Source organism: Novosphingobium sp. SG919 (genome assembly GCF_012932495.1).
Lineage (GTDB): Bacteria > Pseudomonadota > Alphaproteobacteria > Sphingomonadales > Sphingomonadaceae > Novosphingobium > Novosphingobium rhizosphaerae.
Window position 1 is genome coordinate 223,986 of record NZ_JABCNG010000001.1, and the last position, 15,164, is coordinate 239,149.

The 15,164-nt window shown below is 66.9% G+C and carries 17 protein-coding genes; 14 read left to right on the forward strand and 3 right to left on the reverse strand.

Going from position 1 to position 15,164, the window contains the following annotated elements; genetic code table 11:
• Positions 1–55 precede the first annotated feature (55 nt).
• The 8 genes from tldD to FHT19_RS01095 all read left to right on the forward strand — a co-directional run bounded on the left by tldD (position 56) and on the right by FHT19_RS01095 (position 6,123).
• Positions 56–1,498 carry a metalloprotease TldD gene (tldD, locus tag FHT19_RS01060; RefSeq protein ID WP_169473430.1) on the forward strand — a complete coding sequence of 481 codons (1,443 nt, stop codon included), beginning with the start codon at positions 56–58 and terminating at the stop codon, positions 1,496–1,498.
• A gap of 83 nt (positions 1,499–1,581) precedes the next feature.
• The gene (locus tag FHT19_RS01065; protein WP_179506298.1) at positions 1,582–2,007 is read left to right on the forward strand and encodes a hypothetical protein; all 426 of its coding nucleotides are present in this window, start codon (positions 1,582–1,584) and stop codon (positions 2,005–2,007) included.
• Positions 2,008–2,012: 5 nt separating this feature from the next.
• On the forward strand, positions 2,013–2,561 hold the full coding sequence (locus tag FHT19_RS01070; RefSeq protein ID WP_169473432.1) for a DUF924 family protein: 549 nt from the start codon (positions 2,013–2,015) through the stop codon (positions 2,559–2,561).
• A 32-nt stretch (positions 2,562–2,593) separates the two neighbouring features.
• On the forward strand, positions 2,594–3,127 hold the full coding sequence (locus FHT19_RS01075; RefSeq protein ID WP_169473434.1) for a GNAT family N-acetyltransferase: 534 nt from the start codon (positions 2,594–2,596) through the stop codon (positions 3,125–3,127).
• Between the two features lie 54 nt (positions 3,128–3,181).
• Positions 3,182–4,324: a flavodoxin-dependent (E)-4-hydroxy-3-methylbut-2-enyl-diphosphate synthase gene (gene ispG, locus FHT19_RS01080; RefSeq protein WP_169473436.1), complete on the forward strand. Its 1,143-nt coding sequence runs from the start codon at positions 3,182–3,184 to the stop codon at positions 4,322–4,324.
• Positions 4,321–4,911: a hypothetical protein gene (locus FHT19_RS01085; RefSeq protein ID WP_169473438.1), complete on the forward strand. Its 591-nt coding sequence runs from the start codon at positions 4,321–4,323 to the stop codon at positions 4,909–4,911. Before ispG ends, FHT19_RS01085 begins: the two co-directional genes overlap by 4 nt.
• Positions 4,908–5,399 carry a GNAT family N-acetyltransferase gene (locus FHT19_RS01090; protein WP_169473440.1) on the forward strand — a complete coding sequence of 164 codons (492 nt, stop codon included), beginning with the start codon at positions 4,908–4,910 and terminating at the stop codon, positions 5,397–5,399. Before FHT19_RS01085 ends, FHT19_RS01090 begins: the two co-directional genes overlap by 4 nt.
• 55 nt (positions 5,400–5,454) lie before the next feature.
• Positions 5,455–6,123, forward strand: a complete 669-nt coding sequence (locus FHT19_RS01095; protein WP_248290219.1) for a murein L,D-transpeptidase catalytic domain-containing protein — start codon at positions 5,455–5,457, stop codon at positions 6,121–6,123.
• Positions 6,124–6,142: 19 nt separating this feature from the next.
• On the opposite strand, the gene FHT19_RS01100 is transcribed toward FHT19_RS01095, so the two are convergent.
• On the reverse strand, positions 6,143–6,331 hold the full coding sequence (locus tag FHT19_RS01100; protein WP_168553952.1) for a DUF1674 domain-containing protein: 189 nt from the start codon (positions 6,329–6,331) through the stop codon (positions 6,143–6,145).
• 72 nt (positions 6,332–6,403) lie between these two features.
• Here FHT19_RS01100 and FHT19_RS01105 point away from each other — a divergent pair, with 72 nt between their 5' ends.
• Complete coding sequence (locus tag FHT19_RS01105) at positions 6,404–7,666, forward strand: methyltransferase domain-containing protein (protein ID WP_169473442.1); 1,263 nt, start codon at positions 6,404–6,406, stop codon at positions 7,664–7,666.
• 80 nt (positions 7,667–7,746) lie between these two features.
• Positions 7,747–8,691: a cation diffusion facilitator family transporter gene (locus FHT19_RS01110; protein WP_169473444.1), complete on the forward strand. Its 945-nt coding sequence runs from the start codon at positions 7,747–7,749 to the stop codon at positions 8,689–8,691.
• Here the strand turns inward: FHT19_RS01110 and FHT19_RS01115 are convergent.
• Both FHT19_RS01115 and FHT19_RS01120 read right to left on the reverse strand, forming a co-directional pair.
• A complete protein-coding gene (locus FHT19_RS01115; protein ID WP_169473446.1) occupies positions 8,688–8,888 on the reverse strand; it encodes a hypothetical protein in 201 nt (66 codons plus the stop codon). The genes FHT19_RS01110 and FHT19_RS01115 overlap by 4 nt on opposite strands.
• Positions 8,889–8,934: 46 nt before the next feature.
• The gene (locus FHT19_RS01120; RefSeq protein WP_248290220.1) at positions 8,935–9,300 is read right to left on the reverse strand and encodes a hypothetical protein; all 366 of its coding nucleotides are present in this window, start codon (positions 9,298–9,300) and stop codon (positions 8,935–8,937) included.
• Positions 9,301–9,479: 179 nt separating this feature from the next.
• Here FHT19_RS01120 and FHT19_RS01125 point away from each other — a divergent pair, with 179 nt between their 5' ends.
• The 4 genes from FHT19_RS01125 to metH are packed head-to-tail and all read left to right on the forward strand — an operon-like array spanning position 9,480 to position 15,140.
• Positions 9,480–10,511, forward strand: a complete 1,032-nt coding sequence (locus FHT19_RS01125; protein ID WP_169473448.1) for a metalloregulator ArsR/SmtB family transcription factor — start codon at positions 9,480–9,482, stop codon at positions 10,509–10,511.
• 5 nt (positions 10,512–10,516) lie between these two features.
• Positions 10,517–11,458, forward strand: a complete 942-nt coding sequence (metF, locus tag FHT19_RS01130; protein ID WP_169473450.1) for a methylenetetrahydrofolate reductase [NAD(P)H] — start codon at positions 10,517–10,519, stop codon at positions 11,456–11,458.
• Positions 11,455–12,519, forward strand: coding sequence for a homocysteine S-methyltransferase family protein (locus tag FHT19_RS01135; protein ID WP_169473452.1), 1,065 nt, complete (start codon positions 11,455–11,457; stop codon positions 12,517–12,519). The genes metF and FHT19_RS01135 overlap by 4 nt, the downstream gene beginning before the upstream one ends.
• Complete coding sequence (gene metH / locus FHT19_RS01140; protein WP_169473454.1) at positions 12,519–15,140, forward strand: methionine synthase; 2,622 nt, start codon at positions 12,519–12,521, stop codon at positions 15,138–15,140. Before FHT19_RS01135 ends, metH begins: the two co-directional genes overlap by 1 nt.
• Positions 15,141–15,164: the final 24 nt, after the last annotated feature.

Consider the following 15,164-nt stretch of genomic DNA (forward strand, 5'->3'; position numbering starts at 1 on the left):
GGCGATCCGCCCGCTGGCGCTGGCCAGCGGCGCGGGCGATGCCTATATCGGCAGCATGACGCTTTCTGCCGACACCCGCTCGCTGCTCTATCGCCCCGGCTTGCTCACTCCCGATGACGCGCAACGCCTTGTGCGCGGCGCACTGGGCGCTTGCGACGATGGCGAGCTGTTCCTGCAATTCGTGGCCAGCGAAAGCTTCGGCTTTGACGACGGTCGCCTGAAAACCGCCGACTATTCGCGCGATGCCGGCTTTGGCCTGCGCGGCGTTTCGGGCGAGATGACCGGCTTTGCCCATGCCAACGAGGTCTCTGCCGCAGCCATTGCCCGCGCCGGCGAAACGCTCAAGCTGCTCGATCCCGCCAAGGGCCAGCCCGCCCCACCGCCGCGCCACAACAACCGCCACCTCTACACCGATGCTTCGCCGCTCGACGGCGTGCCGTTCGAGGCCAAGGTGCGCCTGCTCGAACAGATCGACGCCGCCGCCCGTGCCCGCGATCCGCGCGTGGTGCAGGTTTCGGCGTCGCTCGCGGGGTCGTGGTCGGTGGTGGAAGTGGTGCGCGCCGATGGGTTTGTGGCCCACGATGTCCGTCCGCTGGTGCGCCTGAACGTGAGCGTGGTGGTGGAAGAGAACGGCCGGCGCGAGACCGGCTCGTTCGGCATCGGCGGCCGCCGGCTTTACGATGACTTGTTCCTGCCCGAAACCTGGAACCGGGGGATCGACCAGGCGCTGCACCAGGCGCTGGTCAACCTTTCGGCCGTTGCCGCACCGGCCGGCGAAATGACCGTGCTGGTCGGTCCCGGCTGGCCCGGCGTGCTGCTGCACGAGGCGGTCGGCCACGGCCTTGAAGGCGATTTCAACCGCAAGGGCACCAGCGCCTTTTCCGGCCGCATCGGCCAGCGCGTGGCCGCGCCAGGCGTGACCGTGGTGGACGATGGCACGCTGCTGGGCTTGGGGCAGCAGGGGCGGCGCGGCTCGCTCTCCATCGACGATGAAGGCACGCCGACCCAGGAAAACGTGCTGATCGAGGATGGCATCCTCAAGGGCTATATCCACGACCGCCTCAACGCCCGGCTGATGGGCGTGGCGCCCACCGGCAATGGCCGGCGCGAAAGCTATGCCCATGCGCCCATGCCACGCATGACCAACACCTTCATGCGCGGCGGGAACGACGATCCGGCCGAACTGCTTTCGCGGGTCAAGGACGGCATCTTTGCCAAGTCGTTCGGCGGCGGCCAGGTGGATATCACCAGCGGCAAGTTCGTGTTCACCTGTACCGAGGCCTATCGCGTCAAGGATGGCAAGCTGGGCGATCCGATCAAGGGCGCCACCCTGATCGGCGACGGGCCCAGCGTGCTCACGCGCGTGACCGGCATCGGCAACGATTTCGCACTGGACGAAGGCGTGGGCGTGTGCGGCAAGGGCGGGCAAAGCGTGCCGGCGGGCGTGGGCCAGCCCAGCGTGCTGGTGGCAGGGCTGACCGTGGGTGGCACGGGTTGAGACCCGATTTTCAGCACGCGTTCAGCGGGGACGTGGTATTCTCCCGTCATTGAGAATCGATTTTTCGAAGCAAGAGGCGAATCATGATGAAGCAGGCAAAAATGCTGGCTCTTTCGCTCGCCGTCGGCGGCATGGTGCTGGCCGGGACCGTGGCAGACGCCAAGCCCAAGCTGACCCCGCAGCAGGAACTGGACAAGCGCCTGGAAGGCCGCGTGCCGGGCAAGCCGGTGGATTGCATCTACATGCCCACCGTTTCGGGCAGCCAGGTCTACGACAAGACGGCCATCGTCTATGATTCGGGCCGCACGCTCTATGTCCAGAAGCCGCGCACCGGCGTCGAATCGCTGCGCAGCGATGATATCCTGGTCACCCGGCTGACCGGATCGGAGCTGTGCGCGATCGACACCGTGCAACTGCGCGATCGCACCAGTGGGTTCTGGCGCGGCTTTGTCGGCCTCGACAAGTTCGTGCCCTATACCAAGCCGGCCAAGGTCGCCCAGGCAGACTGAAGCGCATGACCCCGCGCTTGTGGGCGCAGGATCTCCTGCACTTCTGGTTTGTCGGGCTTTCGCCCCAGGCGCGCTTTGCCAGCGATCCGGCGATCGACGCGCTGATCGTGCGCCGTTTTGCCCCATTGGTGCGCGCGATGGCGACGCAGCCGCTGGCCAGCCTGGCGAGAGACCGCGATACCTTGCGCGCGGCCGTGCTGCTGTTTGACCAGGTGCCGCGCAACGCCTGGCGCGGCAGCGCGCGCGCCTTTGCCTACGATGCCCGCGCTGTCGCGCTGACCCGCCTGGCGTTGCGCCGCGGGTGGGATCGCGGCCTTGACCGCGAGGCGCGGCAATTCCTGCTGATGCCCCTGATGCACAGCGAACGCCGCGCGGACCAGCGCGAGAGCGTGGCTCGCTTCACCGCGCTGGGCGACAGCAGGATTCGCAGCTTTGCCTTGGCCCATGCCCGCATGGTCTTGCGCTTTGGCCGCTTTCCACATCGCAATGCCGTGCTCGGCCGCAGCAGCACGCCGGCCGAACAGCGCGCAGTCGCCGCCGGGAACCATTGGTAGAAATTGCCGCATGGTCGCTTTATGCAGCGGACATGACTACGCCCCATCCTGCCAAACTGCGCCTTGCCACCCCCGACGATGCCCTGCCGCTGGCGGCCCTGGCCCGTCGCGCCATTTCCGCCAAGTTCGAGCATCTCTATGCGCCCGAAGACTTTGCCGCCTTCATGGAAGAGGCGCATGCCGACGAGGTGACGGCGCGGCAGATCGTCGATCCGGGCATGCGCGTGGCGGTGATCGAGGACGATGGGCAACTGGTGGCATTCTGCAAGCTGGTCTTGGACAGCACCCTGCCGCGCGAATACAGCCATCCGCAACGGCCGCTCGAATTGAAGCAACTCTATACCGATCCCGATCGCGTCGGCGGCGGGCTGGGCCGCCAGTTGATGGACTGGGCCATGGCCACCGCTCGTGATCGCGGGGCCGACGAGATCCAGCTGACGGTCTATAGCGGCAACCCCGATGCGCAGCGCTTTTACCATCGCTTTGGCTTTGAAAAGATTGCCGATATCGAATTCTGGGTGGGCAACCACTGTGATCCGGAATTCCTCTATGCCTGCAAACTCTGACAGCCCTTCTTGGCGGGTGGCGCTGGGGCAAGGCTGCGGGTATAAGCCCAGGCCATGAGCGAGATCCGTCCCTGGCGCACCATCGTGCGCCGCCAGAGCCGCCAGATCATGGTGGGCAGCGTGCCGGTTGGCGGCGATGCCCCGATCACCGTGCAGACCATGACCAACACCCCGACGGAAGACGCGGTGGCGACGATCGACCAGATCCGCCGCTGCGAGGATGCCGGGGCGGACCTGATCCGCGTTTCCTGCCCCGACGTGGCGAGCACGGCGGCGCTGGGCAAGATCGTGAAGGCATCGCGCATTCCGATCATCGCCGACATCCATTTCCACTACAAGCGCGCGCTTGAAGCCGCCGACGCGGGCGCGGCGTGCCTGCGCATCAACCCCGGCAACATCGGTTCGGCCGATCGCGTGGCCGAAGTGGTGCGCGCGGCCAAGGCCAATGGCTGTGCCATCCGCATCGGCGTGAACGGTGGCAGCCTGGAACGCCATCTGCTGGAAAAGTATGGCGAGCCGTGCCCCGAAGCGCTGGTGGAATCCGCGCTCGACCATATCAAGCTGCTGCAGGACCACGATTTCCACGAATACAAGGTGGCGGTGAAGGCCTCTGACGTGTTCCTGGCGGTTTCGGCCTACATGGGCTTGGCCGAAGCGGTGGATTGCCCGCTGCACCTGGGGATCACCGAGGCCGGCGGGTTGATCGGTGGCACGGTGAAATCGGCGATCGGCATCGGCAACCTGCTGTGGGCCGGCATCGGCGATACCTTGCGCGTCTCGCTTTCGGCCGAGCCGGAAGAGGAAGTGCGCGTCGGCTTTGAAATCCTCAAGAGCCTGGGCCTGCGCACGCGCGGCGTGCGCGTGGTCTCGTGCCCCAGTTGCGCCCGCCAGGGTTTCGACGTGATCCGCACGGTAGAGGCGCTGGAAGCGCGGCTGCAGCATATCAAGACGCCGATCTCGCTCTCGGTGCTGGGCTGCGTGGTCAATGGCCCGGGTGAAGCGCGCGAAACCGACATCGGCCTGACCGGCGGCGGCAATGGCAAGCACATGGTCTATCTTTCGGGCGTGACCGATCACACCATACAGTCCGAAGAGATGCTCGATCACATCGTTGCGCTGGTGGAGGCCAAGGCGGCGGAAATGGAAGCGGCAGCCGATGCGGCAGCGGCGGCCAAAGTGGGTGAACCTGCAGAGTGAAGCCGCTGGCATGGCTGCTGGCTGCGCCGCTCGTCGCTGCGGCGGCGCCCGCTGTGGCGCAGGATGCCTTCCAGGCCGGCCTGGCCCGGTTCGAGCAGGGCGATACCAGCGTCGACGCGCGCGCCCTGCGCTGGCAGAACCGCGCGCGGCTGGGCGGCGCGGTGCCCGAATGGGACCAGGCCCAGGCCGCCTGGGCCACGATCGAGCGCGATCCGGCACGCAGCCTTGCCCTGGCGCAGGCGCAACGGCAGATCGACCCGCTCAATCTCAACGCGCTCTATCTGGAAGAGCAGGCCCTGCCGCGCCTGGGCCGCGCCGATGAAGCGCGCCTGCGCCACAGCCAGATCCTGATCCTACTGCGCGGGATCACCGGCGGCCAGGACGGCGCCACGCGTGAAAAGGCATGGAACGTGGTGAGCGCGGCGGAAAAGGATACCGCGCTGGCGCTGCTGGGCTTTCTCGTGACGGGCGAGAACACGGTGCGCGAAGCCGGTCATGCCTATGCCGTGATTACCGCCACGCCGCCAACCGGTGGACAGCCCATGACCATCTGGATCGGCGTGGATGGCCTGGTCGGCGCGCCATGACCGCCACATCGATCCGTCCGGCCACGCGCGCCGATCTGCCGCTGATCGCCCAGTTGATCCGCGATCTGGCCGCCTATGAAAAGCTCACCCACCAAGTACGTTTCGACGAAGCGACGCTGGGCGAGCATCTGTTCGGCCCGCGCCCCATGGCCGAAGTGCTGGTTGCCGAACGGGACGGGCAGGGCGAAGGCTTTGCCTTGTTCTTCCACAATTTCTCTACGTTCGAAGGCAAGCCCGGCATCTATCTGGAAGACCTTTACGTGCGGCCGCAAGCGCGCGGGGCTGGGCTGGGCAAGGCACTGTTGCAGGCGCTGGCCGCCCTTGCCGTGCAGCGCGGTTGCGCGCGGCTGGAATGGTCGGTGCTGGATTGGAACGCGCCGTCTATCGCGTTCTACCGGTCACTGGGCGCGCGGATGATGGACGAATGGCGAATCATGCGGGTAGACAGTGCTGCATTGCAGCAACTGGGGGCTGTGAGGCACGGTTGACTTGTGGTAACCTTGTTCAGCTTTCACCCACGAAAACCATGGCATCATCGCGAGCATGACGCAGAATTCGGCACAGGTTTCCAGCAGCATGCCCACCGCGGAGGTTTCCCGGCGCGTCTGGCTGCGTGGCGCGCTGGCAGCAGGTGGCGCGCTGATGGGCGCAGCTACGGCGCCGCGGGTCTTTGCCCAGGCCTGGTCGATGCCGGCGCAGCACCGTCGCGTGCTGGACGTGGCAGCCCAGCAGCGCGATCGCGTGGCCAATCTCTTGTGGCATACCGACGTGGTGGGCGTGGCGGATTTTTCGCTGCCGTCGTCGCTGCCGCGTTTCCACTTCGCGAACCTGGAAGCGGGGCGGGTCGATTCGATCCTGGTGGCCCATGGTCGCGGGTCTGATCCCGAACACGATGGCTTCCTGAAGTTCTTTTCCAACCAGCTCAACAGCCTGGCTACCTCGCGCGGCGCGTTTGTCACCAACGAGTGGTATCGTGGCAAATATGGCAGTTCGATCCGCCTGACCGGTGTGGACCCTGACAACAACATGGCCCAGGACCGGGCCATCGTTGTCCACCCGGCCTGGTACGCCAATCCCGACATGCTGGAAAAATGGGGCAAGCTGGGCCGTAGCGATGGCTGCTTCGCCATGCCCGAGGCCGATTTCGCCACGGCCTTGTGGCGGCTGGCGGCCGGGCGCCTGATCTATGCCGACCGGCTGGGATTTGCTTGAGACAGGGACCGGCGAACGTTCAGAAGTCGATCGCGATCCCGTTCTTTTCCCAATCGCCATAGCGGGTTGGGTCGAGCCCGTCGGGATCGTCGCCGCGTTCGACCACGCGCGGTGGCGGGGCCGGCGCGTCGGTCCAGTGGGCGGGCTTGGCAAAAGGCGCGGGGCGCTGAGTCGCGCGCTGCCGGTTGGCGGGAAGCGGCTTGTCCATGCCACCTGCCATGCGCTTTTGCCGCCGCGCGCGCAATTGCCAAATGGGGCATAAGGCGCGATAGGCGCGCAGATGGCCCCTACCCAGAACAATCAGGAAATCCCTGGCGTGCCCGCACGCCGCGCCGCGCTGCGCCTGCTCGATGCCGTGTTGCGGCGGGGCGATCCGCTGGACCAGATGGCGCCCCCGGTGCTGCGCGCGATCGAACGCGGCGATGACCGGGCTCTTGCCATGGCCATCGTCCAGGAAGCGTTGCGCTGGCTGCCCGACCTGGACGCGCTGATCGACAGCGCCACGCAGATCGTGCTGCCCGCCGATGCCAAGGCGCGCGCGGTGCTGCAATTGATGCTGGCGCAGGCGCTGCGCCTGGGCCTGCCGCCCCACGCGGTGATCGCCACCGGCCTGCCGTTGTTGACGGGCGGCCCGCGCCGCCTGGCCCATGGCGTGTTTTCCGCGCTGCTCAAGCGCGGCGTCGCGCTGCCCGATGCACCCACTTTGCCGCCGGCCGTGGCGCAGCGCTGGGATGCCGCCTGGCCCGGCCGCACCGCCGCGATCGCCGCCGGCATCGCCACGCCGCCGCCGCTGGACCTGAGCCTGCGCGATCCGGCGCAGACCGCGCATTGGGCGCAGGAACTGGGCGGCGTTTCGCTGCTGCCCGGCCATGTGCGCCTGCCGCGGGGCCAGGCGGTGGAAAGCCTGCCGGGCTTTGGGCAAGGCGAATGGTGGGTGCAGGACCTGGCGGCCAGCCTGCCTGCGCGCCTGCTGGGCGCGGGGGAAGGGCGCCGCGTGCTGGACTTGTGCGCCGCGCCCGGCGGCAAGACCATGCAACTGGCGGCAGCGGGTTGGGCCGTGACCGCGCTCGACAAGTCCGCCCGCCGGTTGGAGCGGCTTGTCGCCAACCTGGCGCGCACCAGCCTGGCCGTGCAGGTGGTGCACGGCGATGTCCTGACCTGGCAGGGCGATGCTCCATTCGATGCCGTGCTGCTCGATGCGCCGTGCAGCGCCACGGGCACCTGCCGCCGCCATCCCGATGTGCTGCACCGCCTGGCCGCGATCGACGATCTTACCCAGTTGCAGGCGCAGATGCTGGCCCGCGCGGCCGATTGGCTGAAGCCGGGCGGCACGCTGGTCTATGCCACCTGCTCGCTCGAACCGGCCGAGGGCGAGGGGCAGGCCGCTGCCTTTACCGCACTTTCGCCCGCGCCGATCGCGGCTGATGAACTGCCCGATGGCATTGCCCCCACCGCGCAAGGCTGGCTGCGCAGCGATCCGGGCATGCTGGCCGATGCCGGCGGGATCGACGGCTTCTTCGCTGCGCGCTGGCACAAGGCATGATCCTGCGCGCGGCCGCGGGCATGGTTTGCATGGCCGGCAATTCATTTTGCCGGCGCGCTTTTTGCCGGTAAGCGAACCTCATGTCTGCCGGCCACCACCATCATCATCATCACGACCACGCCCATGGGCACCATCACCATGGGCCGGGGCATAGCCATGCTCCCGCCAGTTTCGGGCGGGCCTTTGCGCTGGGCATCGCGCTCAACACCGGTTTTGTGCTGGTGGAAGGCGGCTATGGCATCGCCAGTGGATCGATGGCGCTGGTGGCCGATGCCGGCCACAACTTGTCCGACGTGCTCAGCCTGATCATCGCCTGGGCGGCCAGCGTGCTTTCGGCCCGCCCGCCCAAGGGGCGCTTTACTTATGGTTTCAAGTCCAGCTCGATCCTGGCGGCGCTGGGCAATGCCGCGCTGCTGATGGTCGCGCTGGGCGCGATCCTGGTGGAAAGCCTGCGCCGGCTGATGCAGCCCGAAGCCGTTGCGCCCGGTCCGGTGATGATCGTGGCGGGGATCGGCATCGTCATCAACACTGCCACCGCGCTGCTGTTCATGCGCGGCAGCAAGCACGATCTCAACTTGCGCGGCGCCTATCTGCATATGGCCGCCGATGCGGCGGTTTCGGCTGGCGTGGTGCTGGCGGGCCTGGCCATCGCCTTGACCGGCTGGGCCTGGATCGACCCGGCCACCAGCCTGGTCATCGTGGCGGTCATTGCCGTGGGCACTTGGGGGCTGGCGCGCGATTCGCTGAAACTGGGGCTGCAAGCCGTGCCTGAGGGGATCGACCCGGCGCGGGTGAGCGCCGCGCTTGGCGCCTTGCCCGGCGTGGCGCGGGTGCACGATCTGCATATCTGGCCGATGAGCACCACCGAAACGGCGCTTACTGCGCATCTGATCATGCCGGGCGGCCATCCGGGCGACGCGTTCCTGGCCGGCCTGGCGCACGACCTGGAGCACGATTTCGGCATCGGCCACACCACGATCCAGGTGGAAACCGATGACTGCGGGGGCTGTTCGCTGGGCGCTTAAGGCGCGGCGGAGGCGCTTGCCTCGACCGGTACGGTCGCATCGACCAGCGGCGGCGGAGCCGGGCGGCTGTCGAGCATGGCCGCCGCTTCGTCCAGCGCGCGGGCTTCCCCGCGGGTTACGCCCCCGGGGCCGGGGTCGCTGTCTTGCTGGCAGGCGGCCAGCAAAAGCGGCAAGGCAAGGATCAGGATAGGACGCATGAATGGCAGGGCGCGAGGGGCGATCGTGCCCCCCGCGCCACGGGCCTTACATCTTGGGATTGCTGGTGGTTGCGCCATTGGCGCCATCGGCCGATTCGGCCGCAGCAGCGGCGGCCTTGGCGGCATCGGCGGCGGCAGCGGCGTTATCGGCTGCGCTGCGCGCTGCGTCTTCGGGTGTCTGCGCGGCGGCGCTGGTGTCGGCAGCCGGGGCATCGACCGGGGCCGGGGCCGCAGCCGAAACATCCGTGGCGGGCAGTTCGTCGGCCGGCATTTCCACGTTGTCGGGCGTCGCATCGCTCGAAGCGTCGTCCGAATGGCCGCAAGCGGCAAGCGAAAGCGTGGCGGCGCCCAGAACGGCGCCAAAAACGGCCTTCGAGAGGAGCTTCTTCATCGTGGGGGCTTCCTTGTTCATCCTGTCGGCCTTGGGGCCGATCCGTACGCCATGGGTATTATCGGCGCGTCTGCGTCAAGCCAATGGCAAACTTGGTGCGGCATGCCGCCGTGCGACAGGCCGATCGGCCGGTTCGTAAGGGTTGCTTACGGATATAAAGAACTCTTTATATGGATTGACCGATATAAAGGTTGCTTTATATGGCTCATCTCATGAACCTGCTCGAATCCTTTCGCGCCCTGGCAGACCCCACGCGGCTGCGCATCATGCGGCTTTTGGCCAGCATGGAGCTGGCCGTGGGCGAATTGGCGCAGGTTCTGGGGCAAAGCCAACCACGCGTTTCGCGCCATGTGAAGATCCTGTGCGATGCCGGCCTGGCCCAGCGCCGCCGCGAAGGTGGCTGGGTGTTCCTGCGCGCGGCCATTGCCGAAGCCAGCGCACGCCGCAACGCGCCATCCGAACTGGGCAATGCCCTGGCCCGTGCCCTGGCCGCGGCCGAGGCCGAAGATGCCGAATTTGCCGCTCAGGTGCGCGAAGACCGCCAGCATCTTGATGCCATCCGCGCCACGCGCGAAGCGAGCGCGGCCGAATACTTTGCCCGCCACGCGGCCGATTGGGACGATCTGCGCAGCCTGCACATCGCCGATGGCCCGGTGGAAGCAGCGCTGATCGCCCTGCTGGACGCGGCCGACGCCGGCAAGCCGCTGGGCCACATGCTCGATGTGGGCACTGGCACCGGGCGCATGGCAGAACTGTTTGCCGCGCGCGCCACGCACGTGACGGCACTGGACAAGAGCCCGGAAATGCTGCGCCTGGCGCGCACGCGGTTGCAGGGGCTGCCGGCGGGCCAGGTCGATCTGGTGCAGGGCGATTTCCTGTCCTTGCCGTTTGCCGATGGCACGTTCGAAACCGTGCTGTTCCACCAGGTGCTGCACTATGCCCTGGCGCCCGAGGCGGTGCTGGCCGAAGCCGCGCGCGTCTGCGCGTCGGGCGGGCGCATCGCCGTGGTCGATTTCGCCGCACACGATCGCGAAGACCTGCGCCTGGCCCATGCCCACGCCCGCCTGGGTTTTTCCGATGCCCAGATGGCCAAGCTGTTGAGCGATGCCGGGTTCGAGCCTTTGGCCGAACGCGCGCTCGCCGGGCACGAACTGATCGTCAAGCTGTGGACCGCCCGCCGCCGCGATGCCGGCGCACTCGCCACTCCTGCTTCCGCCTTTACCAAGAGCTGAGACCCATGACTCGTTACGACCAGCTGCGCGAGGCGCGCACCGCGCTCGACACACCGCTTTTCGCCGGCTTGCCTGGCGATATCCGGGTGAGCTTTGAATTCTTTCCGCCCAAGACCGATGCGCTGATGGCGCAGTTGTGGGACGTGGTGCAGACGCTGGCCCCGCTGGCGCCCGAATTCGTCTCGGTGACCTATGGCGCGGGCGGTTCCACCCGCGATCGCACGCATGACACCGTGGCACGCATCATCCGCGAGGCGCGCCTGCCCGCTGCCGCGCACCTTACCTGCGTGGATGCCAGCAAGGCCGAAATCCGCGCTGTCGCCGAAGCATACTGGGAAGCGGGCGTGCGCCATATCGTCGCCCTGCGCGGCGACATGGGCGCGCCGGGCGTGCCGTTCACCCCGCACCCCGATGGCTATGCCAACGCGGCCGAACTGGTGGCGGGGCTCAAGACCATTGCCCCGTTCGACATTTCGGTGGCCGCCTATCCCGAAAGCCACCCGGATTCGCCCAGCCAGGACGCCGATATCGACAACCTGAAGCGCAAGCTGGACGCGGGCGCGAGCCGCGCGATCAGCCAGTTCTTCTTCGAGCCGGAAACCTTCTTCCGCTTTCAGGACAAGCTGGCCGCCGCCGGGATCACCGCCCCGGTGCTGCCGGGCATCCTGCCGGTGTCGAACTTTGCCCAGACGCGCAAGTTTGCCCAGGCTTGCGGCGCAGCGCTGCCCGAATGGCTGGAAAGCCTGTTTGCCGGGCTCGATACCCATCCTGCCTCGCGCCAGCTGGTGGCGGCCACGGTTTCGGCCGAATTCTGCCGCCGCCTCTATGCCGGCGGGGTGCGCGATTTTCACTTCTATACGCTCAACCGGGCCGAGTTGAGCTATGCCATCTGCCACCTGTTGGGCCGCCGCCCACAGGGCGGCGCGGCTTTGGAGAATGCCGCATGAGCAATGTGACCCCCAGCGCCGCGCGAGCCGCGCTCTTGGCCCAGGCCGCCCAGCGCATCCTGATCACCGACGGCGCGTTTGGCACCGAGATCCAGAACCGCAAGCTGACCGAGGCCGACTATGCCGGCAACCTGGGCCTTGGCCACGACCAGAAGGGCAACAACGACATCCTGGCCCTGACCCGGCCCGACGTGCCCGAGGCGATCCACCGCGCCTATTTCCAGGCCGGGGCCGACATTGCCGAAACCAACACGTTCTCGGCCAACCGCATCAGCCAGGCCGATTATGGCGCCGAGCACCTGGTGCGCGACATCAACGTGGAATCGGCCCGACTGGCGCGCCGCGTGGCCGATGAATTCGCTGCCGCCGATGGCCGCCCCCGCTTTGTGGCCGGTGCCATCGGCCCCACCAACAAGACGCTGTCGCTTTCGCCCGACGTGAACGATCCGGGTTATCGCGAGATCGACTGGGATTTCCTGGTGGAAGTCTATCGCGAGCAGGCCGAGGCCCTGGTGGAGGGCGGCGCCGATTTCATCCTGGTGGAAACGGTGTTCGACACGCTGAATTGCAAGGCCGCGATCATGGCGGTGAAAAAGCTGGAGCAGCAGCTGGGCCGCGAAGTGCCGATCATGCTGTCGATGACGCTGACCGATCTTTCGGGCCGCAATCTCTCGGGCCATACGGTGGAGGCATTCTGGTATGCTGTGCGCCATGCCAAGCCGGTGACGGTGGGGCTCAACTGCTCGTTCGGCGCCACCCAGCTGCGCCCCCATGTCAAGGCGCTGGCCGAAATCGCCGACACGCTGATCATGATCTATCCCAACGCCGGCCTGCCCAACGAACTGGGCCAGTATGACGAGGAACCCGAAACCACGGCGGGCCTGGTGGGCGAATGGGCGGTGGCCGGCCAGGTCAACGTGCTGGGCGGCTGCTGCGGCTCCACTCCGGCGCATATCGCCGCCATGGCGCAAAAGGTCTCTGGCCTCTCGCCGCGCCAGGTCGCCAGCCCCGAACCGCTGACTCGCCTTGCCGGCCTCGAACCCTTTGTGATGATCAAGTGATGACTCAACAGACCAATTCCGGCTCGCGTTTCGTCAATGTGGGCGAGCGTACCAATGTCACCGGCTCGGCCGCGTTCAAGAAGCTGATCCTGGCGGGCGACTATGCCAAGGCCGTCGAAGTGGCGCGCCAGCAGGTGGAAAACGGCGCCCAGGTCATCGACGTCAACATGGACGAGGGCCTGCTCGACGCGGTCGAGGCGATGACCACCTACCTCAAGCTGATCGCGGCAGAGCCGGACATCGCCCGCGTGCCGGTGATGATCGACAGCTCCAAGTGGGAGGTGATCGAGGCGGGCCTGAAATGCGTTTCGGGCAAGCCGATCGTCAATTCGATCTCGATGAAGGAAGGCGAAGAGGCGTTCCTGCATCATGCGCGGCTGTGCATGGCCTATGGCGCTGCCGTCGTCGTCATGGCCTTTGACGAAAAGGGCCAGGCCGACACCCGCGAACGCAAGGTGGAAATCTGCTGCCGCGCCTATGACCTGCTGATGGGCATCGGTTTTCCGCCCGAAGACGTGATTTTCGATCCCAACGTGTTTGCCGTGGCCACGGGGATCGAGGAGCACGATCGCTATGCCCTCGATTTCATTGAGGCGACGCAGGAGATCAAGGCGCGCTGCCCGCACGTGCACATCTCGGGCGGGCTTTCCAACCTTTCGTTCAGCTTCCGTGGCAACGAGACGGTGCGCCGCGCGATGCATTCGGTGTTCCTCTACCACGCCATTCCGGCGGGCATGGACATGGCCATCGTCAATGCCGGGCAACTCGACATCTATGACCAGATCGATCCGGTCTTGCGCGAGGCGTGCGAAGACGTGCTGCTGATGCGGCATCCCGATGCCACCGAGCGGCTGATTGCCCTGGCGGAAAGCTACAAGGGCAAGGACAAGGCGGCGGAAAAGGCCGCCGAGGAATGGCGCGGCTGGGACGTGGTGCGCCGGCTGGAACATGCCCTGGTCAAGGGGCTCGACCAGTTCATCGTGGAAGACACCGAGGAAGCCCGTGCGGCCATTGCCGAGCGCGGCGGGCGCCCGATCGAAGTGATCGAAGGCCCGCTGATGGAGGGCATGAACACGGTGGGCGACCTCTTCGGCTCAGGGAAAATGTTCCTGCCGCAGGTGGTGAAATCGGCCCGCGTGATGAAGAAGGCCGTGGCCCATCTGATCCCTTATATCGAGGCGGAAAAGCAGGCCGGCGCGCGCCCCAAGGGCCGCATCGTGATGGCCACCGTCAAGGGCGACGTGCACGATATCGGCAAGAACATCGTGGGCGTCGTGCTTCAGTGCAACGGCTATGAAGTGATCGACTTGGGCGTGATGGTGCCCTGGTCCAAGATCCTCGACACCGCGCGCGAGCACGATGCCGATATTATCGGCCTGTCCGGCCTGATCACCCCCTCGCTGGACGAGATGGTGACCGTGGCCGAAGAAATGCAGCGCGCCGGGATGACCATTCCGCTGCTGATCGGCGGGGCCACCACCAGCAAGGTGCACACCGCGCTGCGCATCGATCCGGCCTATGACGGCCCGGTGGTCCACGTGCTCGATGCCAGCCGCGCCGTGGGCGTGGCCAGCCAGCTGCTGTCCGATACCCAAGCCGAAGGTTTCATCAAGGCGACGGCGGACGAATACCAGCACGTGCGCGAGGCGCGAGCGGGCAAGGGCGGGTCCAAGCTGCTGCCGATCGAAGACGCGCGGGCCAATGCCTTCGTAGCCGATTTCGCGCACAAGCCGGCGCCGCCCGCGCAGCCGGGCCTGCACGTGTTTCCCGAATGGGACCTGGCCGATCTGGTCGAATGCTTCGACTGGACGCCGTTCTTCCGCGCCTGGGAACTGGCCGGCACTTATCCCGCGATCCTGGAAGACGCGGTGGTGGGCGAAAGCGCGCGCAGCCTCCATGCCGATGCCCTGGCGATGCTCGACAAGATCGTCAGCGAAAAGTGGCTGACCGCCAAGGGCGTCTGCGGCTTCTGGCCCGCCGCGCGCCATGGCGACGATGTGGTGCTGCACCCGGACGATGACGAGCGCATGGTGCGCCTGCCGTTCCTGCGCCAGCAGTTCGGCAAGAGCCGGGGCCGCGCCAATTTCTGCCTGGCTGATTTCATCGATCCGGCGGGCGATTGGCTGGGCGGCTTTGCCGTTGGCATCCACGGCATCGAGCCGCACCTGGAGCGCTTCCAGGCCGGGCACGACGACTATTCCGACATCCTCTTGAAGGCCCTGGCCGACCGCTTTGCGGAAAGCTTTGCCGAGCGGCTGCATCAATATGTGCGCACCACGCTGTGGGCCTATGCGCCGGGCGAGCAATTGACCAACCAGGCGCTGATCCGCGAGGAATATCGCGGCATCCGCCCGGCGCCCGGCTATCCGGCGTGCCCCGATCACAGCCTCAAGCCAGTGCTGTTCGACTTGCTCGATGCGCCGGGCAATGCCGGGATCGTGTTGACCGAAAGCCAGGCCATGCTGCCTACGGCGGCGGTTTCGGGCTTTTACTTCGCCCATCCCGACAGCCAGTATTTCGGCGTGGCCACCATCGGGCGGGACCAGTTGACGGACTATGCCGCGCGGCGCGGGGTTGATGTGGCCGTGGCCGAACGCTGGCTGCGGCCCAATCTGGACTGAGGCCAGCAACCTTTTGCCACAACA

Excerpts from the sequence above, each read along its gene's own strand:
- tldD (WP_169473430.1), top strand. The coding sequence starts at position 56 with ATGACGCTTTCTGCCGACACCCGCTCGCTGCTCTATCGCCCCGGCTTG.
- FHT19_RS01065 (WP_179506298.1), top strand. The coding sequence starts at position 1,582 with ATGATGAAGCAGGCAAAAATGCTGGCTCTTTCGCTCGCCGTCGGCGGC.
- FHT19_RS01070 (WP_169473432.1), top strand. The coding sequence starts at position 2,013 with ATGACCCCGCGCTTGTGGGCGCAGGATCTCCTGCACTTCTGGTTTGTC.
- FHT19_RS01075 (WP_169473434.1), top strand. The coding sequence starts at position 2,594 with ATGACTACGCCCCATCCTGCCAAACTGCGCCTTGCCACCCCCGACGAT.
- ispG (WP_169473436.1), top strand. The coding sequence starts at position 3,182 with ATGAGCGAGATCCGTCCCTGGCGCACCATCGTGCGCCGCCAGAGCCGC.
- FHT19_RS01090 (WP_169473440.1), top strand. The coding sequence starts at position 4,908 with ATGACCGCCACATCGATCCGTCCGGCCACGCGCGCCGATCTGCCGCTG.
- FHT19_RS01095 (WP_248290219.1), top strand. The coding sequence starts at position 5,455 with ATGACGCAGAATTCGGCACAGGTTTCCAGCAGCATGCCCACCGCGGAG.
- FHT19_RS01100 (WP_168553952.1), bottom strand. The coding sequence starts at position 6,331 with ATGGACAAGCCGCTTCCCGCCAACCGGCAGCGCGCGACTCAGCGCCCC.
- FHT19_RS01105 (WP_169473442.1), top strand. The coding sequence starts at position 6,404 with ATGGCCCCTACCCAGAACAATCAGGAAATCCCTGGCGTGCCCGCACGC.
- FHT19_RS01110 (WP_169473444.1), top strand. The coding sequence starts at position 7,747 with ATGTCTGCCGGCCACCACCATCATCATCATCACGACCACGCCCATGGG.
- FHT19_RS01115 (WP_169473446.1), bottom strand. The coding sequence starts at position 8,888 with ATGCGTCCTATCCTGATCCTTGCCTTGCCGCTTTTGCTGGCCGCCTGC.
- FHT19_RS01120 (WP_248290220.1), bottom strand. The coding sequence starts at position 9,300 with ATGAACAAGGAAGCCCCCACGATGAAGAAGCTCCTCTCGAAGGCCGTT.
- FHT19_RS01125 (WP_169473448.1), top strand. The coding sequence starts at position 9,480 with ATGGCTCATCTCATGAACCTGCTCGAATCCTTTCGCGCCCTGGCAGAC.
- metF (WP_169473450.1), top strand. The coding sequence starts at position 10,517 with ATGACTCGTTACGACCAGCTGCGCGAGGCGCGCACCGCGCTCGACACA.
- FHT19_RS01135 (WP_169473452.1), top strand. The coding sequence starts at position 11,455 with ATGAGCAATGTGACCCCCAGCGCCGCGCGAGCCGCGCTCTTGGCCCAG.
- metH (WP_169473454.1), top strand. The coding sequence starts at position 12,519 with ATGACTCAACAGACCAATTCCGGCTCGCGTTTCGTCAATGTGGGCGAG.